Origin of the sequence: Streptomyces sp. NBC_00846, from assembly GCF_045207325.1 — a bacterium.
Classification (GTDB): domain Bacteria; phylum Actinomycetota; class Actinomycetes; order Streptomycetales; family Streptomycetaceae; genus Streptomyces.
Genome location: NZ_CP108846.1, coordinates 4,066,146 through 4,089,340 on the forward strand (window position 1 = coordinate 4,066,146; position 23,195 = coordinate 4,089,340).

Sequence of the window (23,195 nt, forward strand, 5' to 3'; positions counted from 1 at the left end):
TATGGAGACGGGTCCGCCCCGCTTCCCTGTGAAGGGGAGCGGGGCGGACCCTTTGCCTTACGGGTGGCACCGCCATGCAGCACCCAAAGGCGTTCATGGGGGTCTATCCGAAGCGGCCCGAGATGTAGTCCTCGGTGGCCTGGACGGACGGGTTGGAGAAGATGCGCTCCGTCTCGTCGATCTCCACGAGCTTGCCGGGCTTGCCGACCGCCGCGAGGTTGAAGAACGCCGTGCGGTCCGAGACGCGGGCCGCCTGCTGCATGTTGTGCGTCACGATGACGATCGTGAAGCGCTCCTTCAGCTCGCCGATCAGGTCCTCGATGGCAAGGGTGGAGATCGGGTCAAGGGCGGAGCACGGCTCGTCCATCAGCAGCACGTCGGGCTCGACGGCGATCGCGCGGGCGATGCACAGGCGCTGCTGCTGGCCGCCGGAGAGTCCGGAGCCGGGCTTGTTCAGCCGGTCCTTGACCTCGTTCCAGAGGTTGGCGCCGCGCAGGGACTTCTCGACGATGTCCGACAGCTGGTTCTTCTTGTACGAGCCGTTCAGCTTGAGGCCCGCCGCGACGTTGTCGAAGATCGACATGGTCGGGAACGGGTTCGGGCGCTGGAAGACCATGCCGACCGTGCGGCGCACGGTGACCGGGTCGACGTTCGGCCCGTACAGGTTCTCGTCGTCCAGCAGCACCTTGCCCTCGACGCGGCCGCCGGGGGTGACCTCGTGCATGCGGTTCAGGGTGCGCAGGAAGGTGGACTTGCCGCAGCCGGACGGGCCGATGAAGGCGGTCACGGAGCGGGGCTCCACGGTCATCGAGATGTCCTCGATGGCGAGGTGGGAGCCGTAGTAGGCGGACAGGCCGCTGACGTCGATGCGCTTGGCCATCTGAATCACTGCTTCTTTCGTGCCGCGGTCAGCGGCCGGTCTTCGGGGCCTTCCAGCGGGCGATGCCGCGGGCCACCAGATTGAGGATCATGACGAAGGCGATCAGGACCAGAGCCGCGGCCCAGGCACGGTCGTACGACTGGTCGGTGCCGACCTTGTACTGCTCCCAGATGTAGAAGGGGAGCGAGGACTGTGCGCCCTGGAAGGGGTTGGCGTTGATCAACTGGCTGCCGAAGACCAGCAGCATGATCGGCGCCGTCTCACCGGCGATGCGGGCGATCGCGAGCATCACCCCCGTGGTGATGCCGCCGATCGCGGTCGGGAGGACCACCTTCAGGATGGTGCGCCACTTCGGGATGCCGAGCGCGAGCGATGCCTCGCGGAGCTCGTTCGGGACGAGCTTGAGCATCTCCTCGGTGGAGCGGACCACGACCGGGATCATCAGGATCGTGAGCGCCAGCGCGCCCATCAGACCGGACGGGGCGGTCTTCGTCATCAGCATGATCGAGAGGATGAAGAGACCGGCGACGATGGACGGGATGCCCGTCATGACGTCGACGAAGAAGGTCACGGTCTTCGCCAGGGCACCCTTGCCGTACTCCACCAGGTAGACGGCGGTCAGCATGCCGATGGGGGCGGAGATCAGGGTGGCGATGCCGACCTGCTCCAGCGTGCCGATCAGTGCGTGATAGACACCGCCGGTCGGCTCGGAGCCGAGCACGCCGGCCATCGAGTGGGTCAGGAAGTACCCGTCCAGGCGCGCCGCGCCCCGGCTGATCGTCGTCCACAGGAGCGAAGCGAGCGGCACGACGGCCAGCAGGAAGCACACCCAGACGACGCTGGTGACGAGCCGGTCCTTGGCCTGGCGCTGGTTCTCGACGACCGTCGTCGTGACGTACGAGATGACGACGAAGAGCAGGGCGGAGAACAGCCCCCACTGGGTGTGGCTGCGCCAGCCCGCCGCCGCGCCGATGCCCACGCCCAGCGCGAGCGCGACGGCCGCGAAGCCGAAGGGGGCCCAGCGGGGAAGGGCCCGGCTGCTGAGGCTCGTCCCGCGTGCGGGCGCCGTCGGAGTGGGGCGTTCCTGGATGCCGGTGTTGGCTGCCTGGCTCATGCGTTGGCCCCCGAGTACTCCTTGCGGCGGGCGATGATGAGCCGGGCCGCGCCGTTGACCAGCAGGGTGAGGACGAAGAGGACGAGGCCGGAGGCGATCAGGGCGTCCCGCCCGAACTGATCGGCCTCGTCGAACTTCGCGGCGATGTTCTGGGCGAACGTTCCGCCGCCCGGATTGAGCAGATGCCCGGAGATGATGAAGCTCGGCGACAGGACCGTGGCGACGGCCATCGTCTCGCCGAGCGCCCGGCCCAGGCCCAGCATCGACGCGGAGATCACGCCGGAGCGGCCGAAGGGGAGCACCGAGAGGCGGATGACCTCCCAGCGGGTGGCGCCGAGGGCGAGGGCGGCCTCCTCGTTCGTCTTCGGGACCTGGAGGAAGACTTCGCGGCTGACACTGGTCACGATCGGCAGGATCATGATCGCGAGCAGGATGCCGACGGTGAAGAGCGAGCGGGCGACGCCGACCTCGGTCTTCTCGAAGAGGTACGTCCAGCCGAAGAACTGGTCGAGCCAGAGGTTCAGGCCCTCCAGGTACGGGACGAGGAAGAGGGCGCCCCAGATGCCGTACACGATGCTCGGCACTGCGGCGAGCAGATCGACGACGTAGGCGAGGGGCGCGGCCAGCTTGCGCGGCGCGTAGTGCGAGATGAACAGCGCGATGCCGACAGCGACCGGGACGGCGATGGCCATCGCGATGAGCGAGCTGACGACCGTGCCGAAGAGGAGGACCGCGATGCCGAAGACCGGCGGATCACCGGCCGGGTTCCAGTCGAAGGTGGTGAAGAAGTTGCCCTGGTCCTTGGAGACGGCGAGCGCGGCGCGGTAGGTGAGGAACGCGGCGATGGACGCCATGATCACGAGCAGCAGAATGCCCGAGCCCCTGGAGAGGCTCAGGAAGATCTTGTCGCCCGCGCGCCCGGTCCTGGGCCTGTCGCGGTTTCGCACGGCCGGTGGCGGCGGTGGCGTGTCTATCGGTGTGGTGGAAGCCATGGTCTTTCCGGTCTGTGTGGGGGAGCGGCGTGGCTCCCCTGGCGGCGGTGCACCGGATGGGTGGTCGCGGGCCGGCCCGGAGGGGTGCGCCGGACCGGCCTGCTGGGTGACGCGGATGTAGCTGGTGTTGCTTGCGTTGGTGCCTGTGGTGCCTGTGGTGCCTGTGGTGCCTGTGGTGCCTGTGGTGCCTGTGGTGCTGTGTGCTTACGTGCTTCGGGCTGCGTGTCCCCCGATCACGCGGCCCGGTCCGGCGTGCTGGTTACGAGAGGGAGGCGATGGTCTCGCGGACCTTGCTGTTGATCTCGGTCGGGATCGGCGCGTAACCGGCCTCGGTGAGGAGCTTCTGGCCCTCGTCACTGGCGGTGTAGTTCAGGAAGGACTTGACCGTGGGCAGGGTCTCGGCCTTGTTGCCCGTGTCGCAGACGACCTCGTACGTCACCAGGACGATCGGGTACGCGCCCTCGGCCTTGGTGGTGTAGTCGAGGTCGAGCGCCAGGTCCTTGCCGGTGCCCTTGATCTTGGCGGCGGCGATGGCCTTGGAGGCGTTCTCCGGGGTGGCCTTGACCGGGGCGGAGCCACCGGTGTTGATGTCGATGGTGGGGATCGACTGCGAGGTGGCGTAGCTGAGCTCGAAGTAGCCGATCGCGCCGTCGACCTGCTTCACCTGGGCGGCGACACCGGAAGAGTTGGACGCGGCCTGGCCACCGGGGGCCGGCCACTTCTTCTCGGCCTCGTACTTCCAGTCCTTCGGGGCGGCGGCGCCCAGGTACTTGCCGAGGTTCTGGGTGGTGCCGGAGTCCTCGGAGCGGTGGAAGGGCTGGATGGCCTTGTCCGGAAGCTTGACCCCGCTGTTGAGCTTGGCGATCGCCGGGTCGTTCCACTTCTTGATCTTCGTGTCGAAGATCTTGGCGAGGGTGGGGGCGTCCAGCGTGAGGCTGTCGACGCCTTCCAGGTGGTAGCCGATGGCGATCGGTCCGCCGACCATCGGGAGGTCGATGCCCTGGCCGGTCTTGCAGATCTTCTTCGAGTCGGCGACCTCTTCGGGCTTCAGCGCCGAGTCGGAACCGGCGAAGCCGACCGTGCCCTGGTTGAAGGCGATGATGCCCTCACCGGAGGAGGACGACTTGTAGTTGATCTCGACGCCCGAGCAGCCGGCCATGTAGTTCTTGGCCCAGAGGTCCATGGCGTTCTTCTGCGCGCTGGAGCCGGAGGCGAGCAGCTGGCCCTTGGCGTCGTCGCACTTGATGTCCGACGCGGCGCTCGTCTTGCCGCCGTCGCCACCGGTGGTGCCGCCGCTGTTGTTGTCCGAACCGCACGCCGTGAGGACCAGGGCGCTGGAGACGGCGAGGGCACCGAGCGCGGTGGCACGAAGCCGGTTCTTGCGCTGAAGCTTCACTTTCGGGTGTTCCTTCCAGGAGCCGCCGAGGTGTCTTCGTTCTACGACGGCGTGCGTTGTGGTGGGTGCTCCGGCATTGGCGCCGTGCACCGTGCACTGCCGAAGTTAGGCAGAACAGGTGAAGCGGTTTACGGGGGCGGGTGAACGGAAGGTGAACCGTGCTGGGCGGCGCGGTTCTGCTGCGCGGGTTCGGGGTGCGGTTCGGGGTGCGGTTCTTCGTCCTCAATCACCGGACGGGCTCGATGGTGTGCCCGGCAGGCGGGCGAGCAGGGCGTCCAGCACGTCCCGGTCGTGGGCCCGGGTGAGGAGGGTCCGGGCCGCCGCCGGGGAGAGCCAGCTCACCCGGTCGACCTCCGCGTTCGGTACGAAGGCGCCGCCGGTCGCCTCGGCCGCCCAGTAGGCGACCTCCTTGGGGCGCCCGTTCACGGTGTACCGGATCGTGGGGAGCGCGGCGCCGGGCGCGCAGTGGTGGCCGGTCTCCTCCAGTACCTCGCGCCGGGCGCAGTCCAGCGCGGACTCGCCGCGCTTCAGCTTGCCCTTCGGATGCGACCAGTCGTCGTAACGAGGCCTGTGGACCAGGCAGATCTCCAGCTCGCCGGAGTACGCGGCCCGGCGCCACAGCACACACCCCGCGGCGAGCACGGGACCCGGGGCGGGCTCGCCGCTCATGGTGCGATCACCGCCCGGTTCGCGTACGGCCAGCTCATGGTGCGATCACCGCCCGGTTCGCGTACGGCAGCTCATGGCGCGACCACCGGCGCGTTCGCGTACGGCCAGCTCTCCCGGAACCCGTTGCGCGCCGCCTCCACCGCGTGCCGCTGATCGGCGTGGAGCATCCCCAGGGCGTACGCGGTCGCGGGCGCGATCCGGGGGGTGCGGGCCGCCGACGCCGCCGCCGCGGCCGCCTCCGACGCGTCCCGGTGCAGATCGAGAGCGTGCCCCGGCGCGGCCAGGACCGGATCGGGAGCGCCCCGCACCACCTCGTGGGCGTACCGGTGCAGGCGCAGCAGCAGCCGGGTCCGGTGCCAGGGCGCGTCCTGCGCCTCGTTGTACGGCTCGACCGCCCGGTCCGACGGGAGCGCGGCCACCGCGCCGAGCAGCTGTTGTTCGGCCCGGTCGGCGGGGCCGTGCAGCATCTCCTCGGCCGGGGCCGTGGCCGCCGCGGCGAGCGGGACCTCGGAGGCGAGCAGCGCGACCGCGTCGGCCACCGCGTGGAAGCGGGAGGAGCCGAGCGCCTGGAGCGCCGCCGAGTGGGCGCGGGTCCGGGCGAGGGTCAGCTGCCGCTCAAGCAGCGCGCCGGCCCGGGCCGCGCCGACGCCGAGGACGGCGCGCTCCTTGTCACCGGCGGAGCCGGTACCGGACCCCGATGCCGTGCGGGCGGCGGGCAGCGAGGTGCCGGACAGGTGGTGCAGCGCTTCGAGGAGCCGGTTCAGCCGGGTCGCGTAGGCGTGTTCCCGGGCCAGGGTGCCCGAGAGCCAGGCCAGTTCGGTGCGGAGCTGCTCGGCCCAGGCCGTGTCCAGGGCCGCCCGGAAGGTGTGCAGCGTGCCGCCGATCCGGCGGGACGAGCGGCGCAGCGCACCGGCGGCCTCCTCGGCGGCGTGGCTCCCGGCGTCCGTGGGGGCGCTGTTCTCGCGGTGCAGGCGCAGGCTGCGCAGGAATTCGGCGGCCTGTTCCTGCAGGTAGGGCGCGAGCACCGCCCCTGCCGTAAGGTCCGCCTGCGTCGTCTGGTGGTCATGGCGTCGCACGCCGGCGCCTCCGGGCGTCAATGAGCATTTCCTGTACGTTCCGCAGCGGTTGGCCGTCCGCGTCCGTGGCGTGCCGGGTCCAGTTCCCGTCGGGGCCCAGGTGCCAGGAGGAGGTGGTGTCGGCCATGCCGGTCTCCAGGAGACGGCTGAGCGCGACGCGATGGGCGGGGTCGGTGACGCGGACCAGCGCCTCGATCCGGCGGTCGAGGTTGCGGTGCATCATGTCGGCGCTACCGAACCACACTTCGGGCTCGCCGCCGTTGCCGAACACGAAGACCCGCGAGTGTTCGAGGAAGCGGCCCAGTATCGAGCGGACCCGGACGTTTTCGGAGAGGCCCGCGACGCCGGGGCGGATCGCGCAGATGCCGCGTACCCAGATGTCCACCGGCACGCCCGCCATCGCGGCCCGGTAGCAGGCGTCGATGATCGCCTCGTCGACCATCGAGTTGACCTTGATGCGGACGTAGGCGGCCCGCCCGGCCCGCTGGTGCGTGACCTCCTTGTTGATCCGGGCGATCAGCCCGTCGCGCAGGGACTTCGGGGCGACCAGGAGGCGGCGGTAGGTCTCGCGGCGGGAGTAGCCGGAGAGCCGGTTGAAGAGGTCGGAGAGGTCCGCGCCGACCTGCGGGTCGGCGGTCAGCAGGCCGAGGTCCTCGTACAGCCGGGCCGTCTTGGGGTGGTAGTTGCCGGTGCCGACGTGCGAGTAGCGGCGCAGCGTGTCGCCTTCCTGGCGGACGACGAGCGAGAGCTTGCAGTGGGTCTTGAGGCCGACGAGGCCGTAGACCACATGGCAGCCGGACTCCTCCAGCTTGCGCGCCCACTTGATGTTGGCCTGCTCGTCGAAGCGCGCCTTGATCTCGACGAGTACGAGGACCTGCTTGCCGGATTCGGCGGCGTCGACCAGCGCTTCCACGATCGGGGATTCGCCCGAAGTCCGGTACAGGGTCTGCTTGATGGCGAGGACGTCGGGGTCGGCGGCGGCCTGCTCCAGGAACGCCTGTACGGAGGTGGAGAACGAGTCGTACGGGTGGTGCAGGAGTACGTCGCGTTCGCGCAGCGCGGCGAAGATGTCGGGCGCGGCGGCGGATTCGACCTCGGCGAGATCGCGGTGGGTGCCCGCGATGAACTTGGGGTACTTCAGCTCGGGCCGGTCCAGGGACGCTATGCCGAAGAGCCCGGTGAGGTCGAGCGGTCCGGGCAGCGGGTAGACCTCGGCGTCGGACACCTTGAGTTCACGTACCAGCAGGTCCAGCACGTACGGGTCGATCGACTCCTCGACCTCCAGGCGGACCGGCGGGCCGAAGCGGCGCCGCATGAGTTCCTTCTCCAGGGCCTGGAGAAGGTTCTCGGCGTCGTCCTCCTCGACCTCCAGGTCCTCGTTCCTGGTGACCCGGAACGTGTGGTGGGCGAGGACCTCCATGCCCGGGAAGAGCTCTTCGAGGTGGGCGGCGATGACGTCCTCTATGGGCACGTACCGCTGCGGCGACGCCTCCAGGAAGCGGGTCAGCAGCGGCGGCACCTTGACCCGGGCGAAGTGGCGGTGGCCGCTGACCGGGTTGCGTACGACGACGGCGAGGTTGAGCGAGAGGCCCGAGATGTACGGGAAGGGGTGCGCCGGGTCGACGGCGAGGGGGGTCAGCACGGGGAAGACGCGCTGCCGGAAGAAGGTGAACAGGCGGGCCTGCTCCTTCTCGGTCAGTTCGGGCCAGCGGATCAGCTGGATGCCCTCGTCGGACAGGGCTGGGGCGATGTCCTGCTGGTAGCAGGCGGCGTGCCGGGCCATGAGCTCGCGCGAGCGGGTCCAGATCAGGTCGAGGACTTCGCGGGGCTGGAGCCCGGAGGCGGAGCGGGTGGCGACCCCGGTGGCGATACGGCGCTTCAGCCCGGCCACCCGGACCATGAAGAACTCGTCCAGGTTGGAGGCGAAGATGGCGAGGAAATTAGCCCGTTCGAGGAGGGGGGTCGCCGGATCCTCGGCCAGTTCGAGCACTCGTTCGTTGAATGCGAGCCAACTGCGTTCCCGGTCCAGGAAGCGGCCGCGCGGCAGCTCGTCGCCTTCGGCGTCGGGTTCGTACGCGTCGACGTCGGCGTCGATGTCGGGATCGAGGTCGGCTCGGGTCGATAGCGCCGCGCTGTTGGCCGCCGCCGCGGCGACGGCGTGCGGCCGCTGGGCGGCGAGCGAGCCCACGGACGGCTGCGCGGGGGACTGGGCCGGGACCTCGGAGCTGGGCTGCTGGCTCATGAACCCATTCTTCCGCGTCCGGGGCTCCGAGGGCGCGCCGGAGGGCACGGAGATCGCGGGAAACGCGCGGTCCGTGGGGTTACCGCGGCCTCCGCGGCCCTTGTCGTCTCCACCGGGATCTCTCCCGTTGCGGGGGGTCGGCACGACTGGCTGCATCCTGAGAGGGTCGCAAGCCCTTCTGAATGGCCGGTAACGGCGACATGACGTGCAGGAAGCGGTGTGCGGGTGCGCGGACCGGTCCTGCGGGCGGTGTCCGGGCCCACGGCAGGGGCCCGGACACCGCCGGGAGGGTTCAGCCGTGCCGGCGGCCCAGCACCCGGAAGGCGACGGTGACGGCGAGCGCGGCGAGGACGAGCAGGATGCCGGTCTCGACGAGCTGGAGCGGCCAGAAGTGCGAGGCCGGGTGGTAATCGATGTAGCTACGGGTGATGTCGTGGTCGGCCAGGCACTTGCCGAGGTCGGCGGACGCGTCCAGGCACACGTCGGACGGGGCGGGCAGCAGCCTGGTGCCCCCGCTGGTCAGCCAGCCCTGTCCGACTTCGGCGGCCGCGTCGGGGAACCGGTAGTCGCCCACCGGGAAGGTGGCCGTTCGGACCGGCCACAGATGGTCGCGTACGTTGTTCAGGGCGACGACCAGCACGCCGTACCCGACCACGGTCGCGATCATCGCGGCGACGGTGCGCCGCAGCAGCAGCCCGGCGAGCGCGCCGAAGGCGAGCATGAGGAGGGCGTAGCCCACGGGGACCGTGCCCATCGCGCCGTAGACCTGCCGTTCGTACCAGTCGCCTGTCGGGTAGTGCGTCCCGGCTGTTCGCGACCTGGCCCAGGCGGAGACGGCGGACAGTACGGAGACCCCGGCGAGTGTCAGCACGGCGGGTACGGCGAGCTTGGCGGCGAGCCAGCGCGCGGGCGACACCGACTGGGACCAGAACAGCTTGTACGTGCCGCTCTCCAGCTCCCTGCCGATCAGCGGACCCGCGACGAACATGCCGACGAAGGCCGGCAGGAGCATCATCACCAGGTCCGCGTAATCGACGGCGCGGCCGAAACGGAGTTCGGCGTCGAGGAAGTGCCGGACGGTGTCACCGCACCCCCGGACCGTGTTCTCCACCGAGCAGCCGCTGTTCGCGAACGTGTCGGAGGCGGACGCCATCCACAGGTAGGCGACGACCACGGCGGCGATCCCCGCGAGCGCGAGGACGCCGACGGTCCACAGCGTCCAACGGTGCTGACGAATGACGACCCGTTCCGGGCCGCGCAAGGCGATCGTGCTCATACGGCCGCCACCTCCAGGCCGGCCCCGGCGCTCGGCGTCAGCAGGGCAGGGGCCTGCGGCGCGCGCAGATGTGCCAGCAGCAGCTCCTCCAGCGAGGGCTCGGCGGTTTCCCAGACGGTGGTGTCCACGGGGCCCTGCCTCCGTACGAGTGCGGTCTGCAGACGCCCCGCCGTGCGGGACTCGACGACGGTGTGCGGCGCGGTGTCCCGTACGGGACCGGTGAGCAGGGCGTGCGCGGCGAGCAGGTCGTCCGTCTCGCCGCCCAGGCGGACCCGGCCGCCGTCGACGAGCAGGAGGTAGTCGCAGGCGCCCTCCAGCTCGGTGAGGATGTGCGAGGACATCACGATCGTCGTGGAGTGCTCGGCGGCCTCGGCCATCAGCGCGCCCATCAGCTGGTGGCGGGCGAGCGGGTCGAGATCGGCCATCGGCTCGTCCAGCAGGAGCAGTTCGGGCCGCTTGCCGAGGGCGAGGGCCAGCGCGAGCCGGGTGCGCTGGCCGCCCGAGAGGGTGCGGACCGAGGCGTCGCGCGGGAGCTCCCCGGCGATGCGTTCGGCCGTGTCCTGGTCCCAGGTGCCCGGGTTCAGCTCGGCGCCCGCCCAGAGGGTCCCGGCGACCGTCAACTGCGGGTACAGCGGCTTGTCCTGGGCCACGAAGGCCATCCGGGCCCGCGCCCCGCCGGGCGCCGTGCCCAGCACCCGTACCGTTCCCTCCGCCGGCCGCAGGAAGCCCGCCGCGAGGGCGAGCAGGGTGGACTTGCCGGCACCGTTGGGGCCGACGAGAGCGCACACGCGCCCGGTGGGCAGCCGGAACGAACAGTCGCGCAGCGCCCAGCTCCCGCCTCTGCTCCGGTACTTCATGCCGAGGCCGACGGCCTCGATCGCAGCGCCTGTCATCCGGCGTGATCCCCCTCGAAAGTCTTGTCCAGTACGGCGGTGAAGAGCGCGCTCACGTCGTCCTTCTCCAGCCCGGCCGTGCGGGCCCGGCGGGCCCAGTCGGCGAGCTCGGCGCGCAGCGGCGAGTCGTCGACGGCCGCCGCGCCGCCGAGGGTCCGCGTGACGAAGGTGCCGAGCCCGCGCCGGGCCTCGACGAGGCCCTCGCGCTCCAGCTCGCGGTACGCCTTGAGCACGGTGTTCGGGTTGATGGCGGTGGCCTCGACGACCTCGCGTGCGGTGGGCAGCCGGTCGCCGGGCTCCAGCAGGCCCAGGCGGAGGGCCTGTTTGGTCTGCTGGACGATCTGGAGGTACGTGGCGACGCCGCTGCGCCGGTCGATGTGGTACTCGACCGCTGCGGACTCTGCCATGCTCACACCCCTTTCACTAATTAAGTAGTGAAAGGGTGCCGCAAAGCAGGGGCGGCGTCAAGAGACACCGCCCCTGGTGGGAGTCGTGGCCGCTCAGGACTCCGTGCGGTACATCAGGTCCACCTCGTGCGTCACGAAGCCCATCCGCTCGTAGACGGCCAGCGCGGCCTTGTTGTCCGCGTCGACGTAGAGCATCGCGGTCGGCAGCCCCTCGGCGGCCAGGTGGCGCAGCCCGATCGCGGTGAGCGCCTTGCCGAGGCCGCCGCCCTGCGCGTCGGGCCGGATGCCGACGACGTACACCTCGCCGAGCTGTTCCTCGGCGTGCACCTTCGTCCAGTGGAAGCCGATCAGCTCGCCGTCGCGCTCGGCCAGGAAGAACCCCTTCGGGTCGAACCACGGCTCCGCCTTGCGGTCGTCCAGGTCGCGCTGGGTGAGCGAGCCCTGCTCGGGGTGGTGGGCGAAGGCGGCCCGGTTCACGGCGAGCCAGGCGGCGTCGTCCTCGCCGGACACGAAGGTGCGGACGGTGACGCCGGGCGGCAGGACCGGCTCCGCGATGTCCGACGCGCCCAACGGGCGGCGCAGCTGGCGCAGTTCGCGGAAGAGGGAGAGACCGAGGACCTGCGAGAGATGCCGGGCCGCGGCCTTCCCGCCGTGCGCCCACACCCGCAGTCGCTTCCCGGTCAGGGCGAGCAGCGCCGCCCCCAGCGCCCGCCCGTGCCCCTGCCCGCGGTACGCCGGATGCACGACCAGCTCGGTGGCCGGCGCCTCGACGGGGTCGGTGTCCTCCAGCTGCGCGTATCCCACCAGGGTGGCCCCGCTGGTGAGCAGCAGATGCCGCACCCCCTCGCGCCGCCCGCCCCGCAACTGCAACCGCCCCTGCTCGGACACGGCCTGCCTGCCATCGGACCGGGCCGCCTCGGCGAGCAGCCCGGACACGGCCTCGGCCTGCTCGGGAGAGAGGACGTCGAGCGTCTGGATCTCACGTCCGGGGGCGGGGAGGGGTACGTCAGTCGTCATGTGTACGAGCGTACGGGGGCGGGGCGGGGATGTGGGCGCCGCGAGGGTACGGAATCGTCCTGCGGCCCGTTGGGCCGGTACGTCGGCCTTTGCCGTGAATTCGTTCTCCATGACGCGCACGCTTCCGGCAGTCGTGCGGGCCGTGACGTTTCTGCCTGCATATGTGAGCCATGCGGGTGATAGGCGACAGTTGGCCCCGATTCGGACCGCATGGCAACCAGTTCGTAACCCCGGACACCTGTCGCGCTACGCGCGTTGACCCTAGGCTGCGGCACGAAGTCTCCAGACTCGCCATCACCCTCAAACCTCCCGTAGAAATCACAAGGGGACCGATGTCAGCGACACCGCAGAAGAACCGCGCATCCCGGCGGGTGCTCGCCGCCGCGGCCGGGCTCGCCACCGTCGGCGCGCTCGTCGCCGCGATGCCGGCCAGCGCCCAGGGCAACGGGCAGGGCAACGGGCAGCACAAGCAGGCCAACACCGTCGACGTACAGCTGCTGTCCTTCAACGACCTGCACGGGAACCTGGAGCCGCCGGCCAGCTCCGCGGGCACGATCCCGGCCGGTGGCGTCGAGTACCTTGCGTCCTCGCTGCGCACCGCGCGCAAGGGGCACCCGTACTCGATCACCGCGGCCGGTGGCGACATGGTGGGCGCGAGCCCGCTGCTGTCCGGTCTCTTCCACGACGAGCCGACCATCGAGGCGCTCAACAAGATCGACCTCGATGTGACGACCGTCGGCAACCACGAGTTCGACGAGGGCGCCACCGAGCTGGCCCGTCTGCAGAACGGCGGCTGCCACCCGGTCGAGGGGTGCTACGAGAAGGGCAAGAAGTTCAAGGGAGCCGACTTCCCGTACCTCGCCGCCAACGTGACGGACGAGAAGACCGGCAAGCCGATCCTCAAGCCGTACACGGTGTGGAAGAAGAACGGCATCAAGATCGGCTTCATCGGCGTGACCCTGGAGGGCACGCCGAACATCGTCACGGCCAACGGCGTCAAGGGCCTCAAGTTCCACAACGAGGTCGAGACGATCAACAAGTACGCCGCCGAGCTGGACCGGCAGGGCGTGAAGTCCATCGTCGCGCTGATCCACGAGGGCGGGGCGCCGGCCTCCACCTCGTACAACTACGACTGCGACACCTCCGGCGCCGGTGACGGCATCTCCGGGCCGATCGTCGACATCGCCAAGGGGATCTCGCCCAAGGTCGACGCGCTGGTCACGGGCCACACCCACCAGGCGTACGTCTGCACGATCCCGGACCCGGCGGGCAACCCGCGCCTGGTCACCTCGGCGTCGTCGTTCGGCAAGGTCTACACCGACACGACCCTCACCTACGACCGCGGCACCAAGGACATCGTCCGTACGTCGGTGAAGTCGGCCAGTGCCTCGAACCCGAAGTCGGTGAACCACATCGTCAGCCGGGACCAGCGCAGGGCCAGGGACATGACGGACCTGATCGCCCGCTGGAACGCCCTCGCGGCGCCCATCGCGAACAAGCCGCAGGGCTACATCACCGCCGACATCGTCGGCCGCGGCTCCACGGCCCCCGAGAAGCCGCTCGGCAACCTGATCGCGGACGCCCAGCTGGAGGGCCTGGCCCCGGCGGACAAGGGCGGGGCGGTCGTCGCCTTCATGAACCCGGGCGGCATCCGGGGGGACCTGGTGTACGCGTCGGCCGACGGCAAGTCCGACGGGGTCGTGACGTACGGGGAGTCCTTCACCGTGCAGCCCTTCACCAACATGATGAACGTCGTCGACCTGACCGGCGCCCAGCTGATCACCGCACTCCAGCAGCAGGTCAGCGGCTCCAACGAGGCCAGCCCGAAGATCCTCCAGATCTCCAAGGGCCTCACGTACACCCTCGACATGACGAAGACGGGCGCGGCCCGCGTGGTCACCGACACCATCAAGCTGAACGGTGCGGCGATCGACCCGGCGAAGACCTACCGCGTCGCGATGAACGAGTTCCTGGCGGGCGGCGGCGACGGCTTCGCGGCGCTCGGCCAGGGCACCAACAAGCTGGTCGGCGCGTCCGACCTGGACCTGTTCAACGCCTACCTGGCGGCCCACTCGACGGCCGCCGCGCCGCTGGCCCCGCCGGCGACGGACCGGATCACGGTCATCCAGTAACTCCCGTACGCGGGTGAAGTGGGGCGGTGGGCCGGCGGGCTCACCGCCCCACTGCGTTTGACGGGGGGTTTCGGACACGGCCGACTTTGTTCGAAAGCGCAGGGAGTACGGGTACGGGTACGTACCCGTACCCGTACTCTGGGGGGATGGGAAGGAGTACCACGATGTCCGATGCCAATGTCCGTATCCCCGAAGAGGCCAAGGACCGGCTCGCCGCTATAGCAGCCGCTGAGGGCCTGTCGCTGCGCGCCTATCTCGCTCGCCTGGCCGAGACCCTGCTGACCCCGGCCGAGCGCGCCGAGCGTGCCGAGATGGCCCTCGCCGCTCTGAAGGAGTGGAACGGCTACGCCCCGACCGCGGCCGAACAGCACGACCTGGACAGTGAACTGGACCGGCGGCTGTCCCGGGTGAGCAGCCAGTGACCGACTCCCTGCACATCGTCCTGGACGACACGGCGATGGCCGCGGCCGGGCAGGGCAACGTCCTCGCCTCCCGCCTCATTCACCGGGCCCACGCCGAATCCGGCTGGTTCCTCTACGCCCCGACGTGCGCGCTCGTCGAGGCCGACCGCGCCCGTCCCGGAACCGCCGAGCACCTGGCCGCGCTGCCAGGTATCACTGTCCTGGACCTGGACCTGCCTGCCGCCCTGGATCTCGCCCGTCACGAAACATGGGCGGCTGCGCACAGCCGGTACGCCGCCCAGCCCACACCGGACCGGCCCGACGGGGCGATCATCGCCACCACCGTCCCGACACGGTGGGAGGGTGAGCCGGTCCGCGTACTGGACCTCAATGCCTGACCCACCTCAAGTGTTCTCATTGGAGGGCGGCGGGGGCGCAGGGCAGGTGTCGTTCCGCTCGGTCAGTGCCGGGCCCGGTGTCGGCGCGAGCACCAGCCCTGCGGCGAGTGCGCCGAGCGCGATGGCGATCAGGACCGGGCCCCACGCGCTCACGGCGTCGACTCCGGCCTGCCGAGGGTGAACCAGACGACCTTGCGACTGGGCGAGCGGCCCCCGAAGATGTTCGCCCCCCAGGCCAGAGCGAGGCTGTCCACCAGGACAAGCCCCCGCCCGTGTTCGCCTTCGGGCCCTGCGGGCAGTACGCCGAGCACCGCCGGCACGGTGGGGTCGTCGTCCGCGACCGCGACGGTGACGCGCCTGCGATTGAGTGTCACATGAACGCAGATCAGGTGCGTACAGGTGTGCCGGTGCGCGTTGCCTGGTGCCGGCCGACGGGCCACGGGTCCGCGCCGCGCGCCTCGATCTGCCCGGCGCCGCGCTACTGACGGCGGGCCCGCTCAGCCTGGTGTACGGAGTACTGGAGTCGGCGCCGTTGGCGATCGCGGCAGGTGTGCTGCTGCTGGCCGCCTTCGTGGCCGTCGAGGCGCGCACGCGGCATCCGCTCGTGCCGCTCTCCTTCTTCGCCCACCGTACGCGGGCCGTGGCCAATGCCGCGACCGTACTGCTGAGCGCGGCGCTCTCCACTGCGTTCTTCCTCCTCACGCTGTATATGCAGGACGTGATCGGGCTTGGTCCGCTTCAGGCGGGGCTGGCCTTTCTGCCGTTCTGCGCGGCACTGTTTCTGGCCATCTCCCAGGTGACCAGACTTATCGGCGCCCTCGGCGTGAAATACACCGCGCTGGTGGGCCTGGCGCTCACGGCGGTGGGCCTTGCCTGGCTGGCTCGGCTCCCCGACCAGGGTGCTTACGCCGTCGATGTGCTGCCGGGCATGGTGGGCGTCGCTGCTGGTATGGGCATCGGTCTGCTCGCCTTGCAGAACGCCGCGCTGCACGGCGTCACCGAGGACGACGCGGGAACGGCGGCCGGCGTTCAGCGTTCGGTGGACCAGCTGGGCGGCTCGCTCGGGCTTGCGGTGCTGGTGGGAGTCACGGCCGGCGCTGCGGGCGTCGGCGGCTTCCGTACCGCCTTCCTCTACGCACTGATCGGAGTGATCGCAGCGGCTGCCGGGCTGGGACTCGCGGCGCGTGACGGAGTGACGGAGTGACAGAGTGACGGAGTGACGGAGTGACGGAGTGACGGAGTGACGGAGTGACGGAGTGACAGAAGAATAGGAACCGCGGTACGCCACGGGGGCTGCACCGCTTGGCAACTACCGTGCAGCTCCCGTCGCGACCGCAGACGTCCACTCCTGCTGGAACAGCCGCTCCGCTCCACGGCGGTCGAGTTCCATGTGCTGGGACGGGGACGAGACGCCGTGCGCTGATTCCAGTGCCAAGTCATAGTCGATTTCGGCGCCATGGTCGGAGTGCGGGCCCTTGCAGCCTCGTTTGTGGCGCGTCGCCCTGTTCCGGTAGTGACGTGCACCCGTCATAATCTGACGGCTGACCCCCACAGCAGACGGAGGCACCCCCGTATGAGCCCGTACACCGGTACGCGTCGGAACTTCCTGGTCGGCGCCCTCGCCGCCACCACCGTCCTCGTTGGCGCGGCCTCCGCCACCGCCGCGTCCCGGCAAGTCCTCACCACCCAGGACTGGATGGGCGCCATCCCCGACGCCACCGCGTTGCAACGCCTCACGGTCCCCGGCTCGCACGACTCCGGCGCCCGCTACGGCGGACCCTGGACCGAGTGCCAGAACACCACCATCGCCGAGCAGTTGAACAGCGGCATCCGCTTCCTCGACGTACGGTGCCGGATCACCGGCGGCTCCTTCGCGATCCACCACGGGGCCTCGTACCAGAACCTGATGTTCGGCGACGTGCTCGGCGCCTGCTGGGACTTCCTGGCGGCTCACCCCACCGAGACCGTGCTGATGCGGGTCAAGCAGGAGTACTCGGAGGAGAGCGACGCGGCGTTCCGGGCGGTCTTCGACGACTACCTCGACGGCAGGGGGTGGCGTCCACTGTTCCGCATCGACCCGGCGCTGCCCTCGCTGGGCGGGGCGCGGGGCAAGGTCGTGCTGCTGGCCGACAACGGCGGGCTGCCCGGTGTCCGGTACGCCGACTCGGAACTCTTCGACATCCAGGACGACTACATGGCGGAGCCGTTCGCCAAGTACCCGAAGATCGAGGCCCAGTTCCGCAAGGCCGCCCAGCAGCCCGGGAAGCTGTACATGAACTACGTCAGCACGGCCGCCCTGATGCCCCCGCGCTGGAACGCGGACCGGCTCAACCCGCAGGTGCAGTCGTTCCTGGACGGCTCGGAGGCGGCGGGCTGGACCGGCCTCGGCATCGTCCCGCTGGACTTCCCCGCCACCCGGTCCGGCCTGGTGGAGTCACTGATCCGGCACAACCCGGGGGTCTGAAACGGCCCGTCGGCCGCCCGCCTCCCTTCGCGCGAAGTGTTGGACCTGGTGCCCCTCCCGGCACTGGACGGGCCCGGGATCAGCAGAAGTAGGTCTGCCGGACGCGGTCAAAACGGTGCGCCAGCAGGTCGTCACGGGGGATGGCCCAGCCCACTTCTCCGTCGCCATCGTAGAAGAGCCGGCTCGCGCCGAACTCCAGGAGGTTCAGCCACGCTCCTTCGGGCCCCTCCTTGAGGGCCTTGTCATACAGGTCGTCGAACCTTCCCGGCTCGGACCTGCATATGACCACGGCTTCCTCACACTTCTTCTGGAACTCCTCTTTGTAGTAGTTGCTGTGGTACTCCGGGTTCAGCTTCACCCCTCGCAATCCGCAGTCCCGGTTCACGAGCGGGACGGCCCCGACCTGCTCGGCATACTCCGTGACCGCCTCCAGGAGCGGCCGAAGCTGTTCCCTGGCTTCCTCGCGCACGTCCTCGATGTCCGGCATCTTGGCTGCTGGATACGGATGACAGTCGGTGTTGTCGATGTCCCACATCCAGTCGAGGACATCCCACGCCGTACCGGGGCGGCAGACCAGCGCCTGTCGTTCGAGGACCTCTGGCCCCTCCATTTCGCCGAAAACCTCGTATACAGGTGCGGGGCGTTCGGCCGTCTCGGTCCCCGGCGGTATGTAGAGCACCGGTGCGAGTCCATCCTGTTGGTATTCCAAACTCGTGAAGAACAGCAGGTGCCCCTCGCGGGGGAGCCCAAGGTCCAGTGGCTGCTCCGGTATCGCGGCCAGGTCGAGATCGGCGACGAAGGCACCTTCTTCCCACGGGACGTCGGCAGGCATCTGCGGCAGTCCGCCGATGTGACCCACCACGTGATCTTCGGGGCCGACCGCGGACAGAGCGCGCATGGACAGATGGACGGATGGCTGCAAGTTCCACATGATGCGGGTGATGGCCTCGTCGGAGACTCCGTACCGACGGGCGAAGGTCCGGAACTCATCTGTATATGACATGCCGTCATTTTGCTGTGCACCACTGACAATCCACTCGTCCAGCGGCTCTGCCTCGCGCATCGGAAGCGAGCCGGTGGACCACGGGGCGCAGCAGCTCGGGTATCGGAGTGCGGTGCCTGTCCACGTCAGCGCTTCTTCCGTGGACCATGGGTTCCACAGTCGCAGTGCACCGCCCCTGCTCACAGCCCCGGCGGCGGTGTCGGCGCCCCCGGCAGCCGGATCGAGGCGACCGTGCCCTTGCCGTCCGCCGCCGGGCGCAGGGTCACTTCGCCGCCCGACTGCTGGACCGTGCGGGCGACGATCGACAGGCCCAGGCCCGAGCCGGGGAGCTGGCGGGCGGACGGGGAACGCCAGAAGCGTTCGAAGACGTGGGGGAGTTCTTCGGCGGGGATGCCGGGGCCGTGGTCCCGTACGGTCAGTTCGCCGTCGCGCAGTGCGACCTCGATCGTGCCGCGGGGCGGGCTGAACTTGACCGCGTTGTCCAGGACGTTGACCACCGCCCGCTCCAGCCCGGCCGGCTCGGCCCGTACGTACCAAGGCGTCAGGTCCGCCCTGATCGTCAGCTCGGGGCCGCGCAGGCGGGCGCGTTCCAGGGCCGTGTCCGCGATGTCGTGCAGGGCGACGACCTGGAGCGGGCCGGGATTCGCCGCGTCGGGGCGGGCCAGTTCCTGGAGGTCGCCGATGAGCGAGGCCAGTTCGGTCATCTGCGCCTTGACCGAGTTCATCAGGGCCCTGCGGTCGTCCGGCGGGATGGCCCGGCCGGTGTCGTCGCTGCGGGCGAGGAGTTCGATGTTGGTGCGGAGCGAGGTCAGCGGCGTCCGCAGTTCGTGGCCGGCGTCCGCGATCAGCTGGGCCTGGCGGTCGCGGGAGCTGGCGAGGGAAGCGGTCATCGAGTTGAAGGAGCGGGACAGCCGGGCGATCTCGTCCTCGCCCTCGACCGGGATGCGGACGGTGAGGTCCTCGGTGCGGGCGACATGCTCGACCGCCTCGGTGAGCTCGTCGACGGGGCGCAGACCGGTGCGGGCGACCCAGAGACCGGCCGCGCCGGCGCCGATCACGCCGACGCCGGAGACGACCAGGAGGACCCAGGCGAGGGTGGAGAGCGGCTTGTCGATCTCGCTCATCGGGCGGGCGACGGAGACCGCGAAGCTGCTGGGCAGCAGGCCCGGCACCGGGGTGCGGGTCTCGTACGTGTAGGTGTAGACGCGCATCTTCTTGCCGTTCTCGGCCCTGGCCGTGTGCAGGGCGTTGTCCCGCAGGCCGGCGGCCACGGCGATGTCGTCGGTGGTCACACCGATCGGTGACGCCTTGGGAGCGGTGCAGGTGTTCCCGGACACGGTGACGAGCTGCACGACGTATGCCCCGCCGAGCTGCGGTGCGGCCGCCTGGCCGGGGCGCGTACAGGCGGCGACCAGGGCCTGCACGTAGTCGTTGTCGACCTTGACGTTGCGCAGCGAGGAGTCCAGCTGGTTCTCCAGCTGCGCCCTCGTCACGACCCAGCAGGACGCCGCGACCGCAGCCACCGCGACCGCCACCGCCGTCGCCACCAGCATCGCGAGCCGGGTCCGCAGCGGCAGGGCGCGGAGCCGGTGCAGGGTCCCGGTCATCCGTCACCGCCGCCGGAGCGGAGCGCGTAACCGACCCCCCGCACCGTGTGCACGAGCCGCGGTTCGCCGCCCGCTTCCGTCTTGCGGCGCAGGTACATCACGTACACGTCCAGGGAGTTGGAGCTCGGCTCGAAGTCGAAGCCCCACACCGCCTTGAGGATCTGCTCGCGGGTCAGCACCTGCCGCGGGTGCGCCAGGAACATCTCCAGCAGGGTGAACTCGGTACGGGTCAGCTCGACCCGGCGCGTGCCCCGGGTGACCTCGCGGGTGGCGAGGTTCATCCGCAGGTCGGCGAAGGCCAGCACATTGTCGTCGGGGACGCCGCCTGCCGCGGCCGCGTACGAGCTGCGGCGCAGCAGGGCCCGGATGCGGGCGAAGAGCTCGTCCAGTTCGAAGGGCTTGACCAGGTAGTCGTCGGCCCCGGCGTCGAGCCCGGTGACGCGGTCGCCGACGGTGTCGCGGGCGGTGAGCATCAGGATGGGCGTGGTGGTGCCGGTGGCACGCAGGCGGCGGGCGGCGGTCAGACCGTCCATCCGCGGCATCTGGATGTCGAGGACGATCAGATCGGGGGCGTACGACTCGGCCCTGGCGAGGGCGTCGAGACCGTCGACGGCGACTTCGGTGTCGTACCCCTCGAACGCGAGGCTGCGCTGCAGGGCCTCACGCACCGCGGGCTCGTCGTCGACGATCAGGATGCGCTGCGGATCGTCTTCGGCGGGGCTCATCGCTCGTTGTCCTCTTCTCGTTCCGGGCTGCCGGGGCGGGCCGCGTGGCCTGCCGTGCCCTCAGCCTCGCACGGCCGCGGCACGTCGTCGCGCGGCCCGGCGCTTGCGGCCCGCGGCGGTACGGACCTCCGGGGCGCGCCGGGGCCCGGAGGTGCGGCGCGCGGCCGGTTCCGTGGCGAGTTCCGCTACGAGGGCGAGGGGCAGGGCCAGGTCGGCCGGGCCGGTGGGGGTGTGCGTGGGGTGGTGCATGACTGTCTCCTCAGGAGCTGTTGCCGGCCCGCAGGGTGCCGAGGTCGGCCTTGAGTGTGTTCACCGGGATCGCGAAGCCGAGGCCCACGCTGCCCGCGCCGGCGCTGCTGGATCCGTCGGACGAACTCGCCGAATACATCGCGGAGTTGATGCCGATGATCTCGCCGTTCATATTGATGAGCGCGCCACCGGAGTTACCGGGGTTGAGCGAGGCGTCGGTCTGGATGGCCTTGTACGTGGTGGTGGAGTTGCCGGTGTCGCCGTTGAACTGCTGACCGCCGAACTCGAACGGCCACTGCCGGCCGCCGCCCTGCCAGCCCTGGCCCTGCCCGCTGCTGTCGTCCTTGGCGACCGTGACATCGCGGTCGAGCGCGGAGACGATGCCACTGGTGACGGTGCCGGTGAGGCCCTCCGGCGAGCCGATCGCGACGACCTGGTCGCCGACCGCGACCGCCGAGGAGTCGCCCAGCGTGGCCGTCTTCAGCCCGCTCGCACCCCGGAGCTTGATGAGTGCGAGGTCCTTGTCCGGGTCGGTGCCGACGACCCTCGCGTTGTACGTCTTGCCGGTGCTGAGCGTCACCTTGATCGACGAGGCGCCGGAGATGACGTGGTTGTTGGTGACGACCTCGCCGTCGGACGTGATGACCACTCCGGAGCCCGTGGACTCGCCCGCGGTCGAGGTCGCGTTGACCTCGACGATCATCGGCGAGACGGCCTGGGCGACACCGGCGACGGTGCCCTTGCTGCTCTGCGACACGGTGGTGCCGGGGACGACGCCGCTGCTCGTGCTGTTCGTGTCGTTGCCGGTGAGCTGTTCGACGAAGGCGGCGGTGCCGCCGCCGACGACGCCCGCCGCGATGGCCACGGCCGCCAGGAGGGCCACCGGCCGCCTGGCCCGGCGCCGGTGCGCGGCCGGCTCGGGGGCGGGCGGGTAGGACGGCGGCGGCGGGTAGGACGCGTCACCGTTGCCGTACGAGGGGTACATCGGGTACTCGCCGCTCGGGCGCTGGCTCTCTGTCATGTAAAAGAGCGTGACGGCCGAAGATGAGAGAAGCCTGAGCACGCGCTGAGAAGCCCGGCAGAACCTCGTATGCCCGATATAAGGGAGTACGGCTTCCGTTTGGCTGTGGGGGAGGGCGACAGGGAGTACGACCGGGGCGTGGCCGACCAGGGCCGACGCCGCCCGCCCGCCTAACGCACCCCGCCCGCGGGCTCCCCGCAGCCGCACGACCGTCGTACCACCAGCGCCGACGGGAACTGCTTCAGCCGCTCCCGCCGCGACCCCGACACCCGCAACGAGTCGTCGAGCACCAGGTCCACGGCGGCCCGCGCCATCGCCGGGCGGTCCGAGAAGACCGTCGTCAGCGGCGGATCGGTCAGACCGGCTTCCTTCACGTCGTCGAAGCCCGCCACCGCGAGCTCCCCGGGCACATCGATCCGCAGCTCGCGCGCGGCCCGCAGCACACCGATGGCCTGGTCGTCCGTCGAGCAGAAGATCGCCGGCGGCCTGTCCGGCCCCGCGAGCAGCTTCAGCGCCACCTGGTAGGCGTCGTAACGGTTGTACGGGGCCTGGAAGAGCCGGCCCTCCGTCGAGCGCCCCGACTCGTGCATCGCGCGGCGCCAGCCCTCGACGTGGTCGGCGACCGGGTCACCGACCGACGGGGTCGACTCCACGCCGCCGACGCACGCCACGTACTCGTTGCCGTGCTCCAGCAGGTGCCGGGTGGCGAGCTGGGCGCCGCCGACGTCGTCCGTGACGACCGCGACGTCGTCGATCGCCTCGGGCCGCTCGTGCAGCAGCACGACCCGCGCGTCCCACGCCTCGATCTCCGCTGCCGCCCGCTCGCTGGGGCCCTGGCTGACCAGGATCAGCCCGGAGACCCGCATGCCGAGGAAGGCCCGCAGATAGTGGACCTCGCGCTCGTCGCGGTAGTCGGAGTTGCCGACGAGCACCATCTTTCCGCGCTCGGCGGCGGCCTGTTCGACCGCGTGCGCCATCTCCGCGAAGAACGGCTGCCGGGCGTCCGGCACGATCATCCCTATGAGGTCGGTCCGCCGCGAGGCCATGGCCTGGGCAACCCGGTCGGGCCGGTAGCCCAGCTCCTTGATCGCGGCGAGCACCCGCTCGCGCGTGGCCGGGGCAACCGGCCTGGGTCCGTTGTTGATGACGTAGCTGACGACCGCGGTCGACGTACCCGCCAGTCTCGCCACATCGTCCCGCGTCACCTTGGCCACGCGCGGCAGTCTACGCGGA

General features: G+C 70.3%; 24 protein-coding genes. 5 read left to right on the forward strand and 19 right to left on the reverse strand.

Going from position 1 to position 23,195, the window contains the following annotated elements; genetic code table 11:
- Window positions 1–103: 103 nt before the first annotated feature.
- From pstB to mshD, 11 genes are all read right to left on the reverse strand, one after another.
- Window positions 104–880: a phosphate ABC transporter ATP-binding protein PstB gene (gene pstB / locus OG936_RS18750; protein ID WP_266747542.1), complete on the reverse strand. Its 777-nt coding sequence runs from the start codon at window positions 878–880 to the stop codon at window positions 104–106.
- Window positions 881–908: 28 nt separating this feature from the next.
- On the reverse strand, window positions 909–1,994 hold the full coding sequence (pstA, locus tag OG936_RS18755) for a phosphate ABC transporter permease PstA (RefSeq protein WP_406496075.1): 1,086 nt from the start codon (window positions 1,992–1,994) through the stop codon (window positions 909–911).
- A complete protein-coding gene (pstC, locus tag OG936_RS18760) occupies window positions 1,991–2,986 on the reverse strand; it encodes a phosphate ABC transporter permease subunit PstC (protein ID WP_406496077.1) in 996 nt (331 codons plus the stop codon). Before pstC ends, pstA begins: the two co-directional genes overlap by 4 nt.
- A gap of 259 nt (window positions 2,987–3,245) precedes the next feature.
- Complete coding sequence (pstS, locus tag OG936_RS18765) at window positions 3,246–4,382, reverse strand: phosphate ABC transporter substrate-binding protein PstS (protein WP_406496079.1); 1,137 nt, start codon at window positions 4,380–4,382, stop codon at window positions 3,246–3,248.
- Window positions 4,383–4,604: 222 nt separating this feature from the next.
- Complete coding sequence (locus OG936_RS18770) at window positions 4,605–5,051, reverse strand: NUDIX hydrolase (protein ID WP_406496080.1); 447 nt, start codon at window positions 5,049–5,051, stop codon at window positions 4,605–4,607.
- A 71-nt stretch (window positions 5,052–5,122) separates the two neighbouring features.
- Complete coding sequence (locus tag OG936_RS18775) at window positions 5,123–6,127, reverse strand: CHAD domain-containing protein (RefSeq protein WP_406496082.1); 1,005 nt, start codon at window positions 6,125–6,127, stop codon at window positions 5,123–5,125.
- The gene (locus OG936_RS18780; RefSeq protein WP_406496083.1) at window positions 6,114–8,369 is read right to left on the reverse strand and encodes an RNA degradosome polyphosphate kinase; all 2,256 of its coding nucleotides are present in this window, start codon (window positions 8,367–8,369) and stop codon (window positions 6,114–6,116) included. The genes OG936_RS18775 and OG936_RS18780 overlap by 14 nt, the downstream gene beginning before the upstream one ends.
- A 292-nt stretch (window positions 8,370–8,661) precedes the next feature.
- Window positions 8,662–9,645: a hypothetical protein gene (locus OG936_RS18785; protein WP_406496085.1), complete on the reverse strand. Its 984-nt coding sequence runs from the start codon at window positions 9,643–9,645 to the stop codon at window positions 8,662–8,664.
- Window positions 9,642–10,538, reverse strand: a complete 897-nt coding sequence (locus OG936_RS18790; protein WP_383760198.1) for an ABC transporter ATP-binding protein — start codon at window positions 10,536–10,538, stop codon at window positions 9,642–9,644. Before OG936_RS18790 ends, OG936_RS18785 begins: the two co-directional genes overlap by 4 nt.
- Window positions 10,535–10,945, reverse strand: coding sequence for a GntR family transcriptional regulator (locus tag OG936_RS18795; protein WP_406496086.1), 411 nt, complete (start codon window positions 10,943–10,945; stop codon window positions 10,535–10,537). The genes OG936_RS18790 and OG936_RS18795 overlap by 4 nt, the downstream gene beginning before the upstream one ends.
- A gap of 93 nt (window positions 10,946–11,038) precedes the next feature.
- The gene (mshD, locus tag OG936_RS18800) at window positions 11,039–11,962 is read right to left on the reverse strand and encodes a mycothiol synthase (protein WP_406496087.1); all 924 of its coding nucleotides are present in this window, start codon (window positions 11,960–11,962) and stop codon (window positions 11,039–11,041) included.
- A gap of 332 nt (window positions 11,963–12,294) precedes the next feature.
- Between mshD and OG936_RS18805 the strand changes: the two genes are divergently transcribed.
- The 3 genes from OG936_RS18805 to OG936_RS18815 all read left to right on the forward strand — a co-directional run bounded on the left by OG936_RS18805 (window position 12,295) and on the right by OG936_RS18815 (window position 14,893).
- Window positions 12,295–14,094, forward strand: coding sequence for a bifunctional metallophosphatase/5'-nucleotidase (locus tag OG936_RS18805; RefSeq protein WP_406496088.1), 1,800 nt, complete (start codon window positions 12,295–12,297; stop codon window positions 14,092–14,094).
- A 164-nt stretch (window positions 14,095–14,258) separates the two neighbouring features.
- On the forward strand, window positions 14,259–14,516 hold the full coding sequence (locus OG936_RS18810) for a hypothetical protein (protein WP_406496089.1): 258 nt from the start codon (window positions 14,259–14,261) through the stop codon (window positions 14,514–14,516).
- Entirely contained in the window at window positions 14,513–14,893 is a 381-nt protein-coding gene (locus OG936_RS18815; RefSeq protein WP_406496091.1) for a hypothetical protein, read from the forward strand. Before OG936_RS18810 ends, OG936_RS18815 begins: the two co-directional genes overlap by 4 nt.
- Window positions 14,894–14,899: 6 nt before the next feature.
- On the opposite strand, the gene OG936_RS18820 is transcribed toward OG936_RS18815, so the two are convergent.
- Together OG936_RS18820 and OG936_RS18825 are read right to left on the reverse strand one after the other, a co-directional pair.
- On the reverse strand, window positions 14,900–15,046 hold the full coding sequence (locus OG936_RS18820; protein WP_406496092.1) for a hypothetical protein: 147 nt from the start codon (window positions 15,044–15,046) through the stop codon (window positions 14,900–14,902).
- A complete protein-coding gene (locus tag OG936_RS18825; protein WP_406496094.1) occupies window positions 15,043–15,267 on the reverse strand; it encodes an ATP-binding protein in 225 nt (74 codons plus the stop codon). The genes OG936_RS18820 and OG936_RS18825 overlap by 4 nt, the downstream gene beginning before the upstream one ends.
- A 47-nt stretch (window positions 15,268–15,314) precedes the next feature.
- On the opposite strand from OG936_RS18825, the gene OG936_RS18830 reads away from it, so the two are divergent.
- Window positions 15,315–16,097 (forward strand): MFS transporter, encoded by a 783-nt coding sequence (locus OG936_RS18830; RefSeq protein WP_406496095.1) that lies wholly within the window; start codon window positions 15,315–15,317, stop codon window positions 16,095–16,097.
- Between the two features lie 369 nt (window positions 16,098–16,466).
- The gene (locus tag OG936_RS18835; protein ID WP_406496096.1) at window positions 16,467–17,357 is read left to right on the forward strand and encodes a phosphatidylinositol-specific phospholipase C; all 891 of its coding nucleotides are present in this window, start codon (window positions 16,467–16,469) and stop codon (window positions 17,355–17,357) included.
- 79 nt (window positions 17,358–17,436) lie between these two features.
- On the opposite strand, the gene OG936_RS18840 is transcribed toward OG936_RS18835, so the two are convergent.
- From OG936_RS18840 to OG936_RS18865, 6 genes are all read right to left on the reverse strand, one after another.
- Complete coding sequence (locus tag OG936_RS18840) at window positions 17,437–18,420, reverse strand: DUF1963 domain-containing protein (protein WP_406496097.1); 984 nt, start codon at window positions 18,418–18,420, stop codon at window positions 17,437–17,439.
- 119 nt (window positions 18,421–18,539) lie between these two features.
- A complete protein-coding gene (locus OG936_RS18845; protein WP_406496099.1) occupies window positions 18,540–19,967 on the reverse strand; it encodes a sensor histidine kinase in 1,428 nt (475 codons plus the stop codon).
- A complete protein-coding gene (locus tag OG936_RS18850) occupies window positions 19,964–20,692 on the reverse strand; it encodes a response regulator transcription factor (RefSeq protein WP_406496100.1) in 729 nt (242 codons plus the stop codon). The genes OG936_RS18845 and OG936_RS18850 overlap by 4 nt, the downstream gene beginning before the upstream one ends.
- A 60-nt stretch (window positions 20,693–20,752) precedes the next feature.
- Entirely contained in the window at window positions 20,753–20,941 is a 189-nt protein-coding gene (locus OG936_RS18855) for a hypothetical protein (RefSeq protein WP_406496101.1), read from the reverse strand.
- Window positions 20,942–20,951: 10 nt separating this feature from the next.
- Window positions 20,952–21,962, reverse strand: a complete 1,011-nt coding sequence (locus OG936_RS18860; protein WP_406496103.1) for a S1C family serine protease — start codon at window positions 21,960–21,962, stop codon at window positions 20,952–20,954.
- Window positions 21,963–22,132: 170 nt separating this feature from the next.
- Window positions 22,133–23,176: a LacI family DNA-binding transcriptional regulator gene (locus tag OG936_RS18865; RefSeq protein WP_406496105.1), complete on the reverse strand. Its 1,044-nt coding sequence runs from the start codon at window positions 23,174–23,176 to the stop codon at window positions 22,133–22,135.
- Window positions 23,177–23,195: the final 19 nt, after the last annotated feature.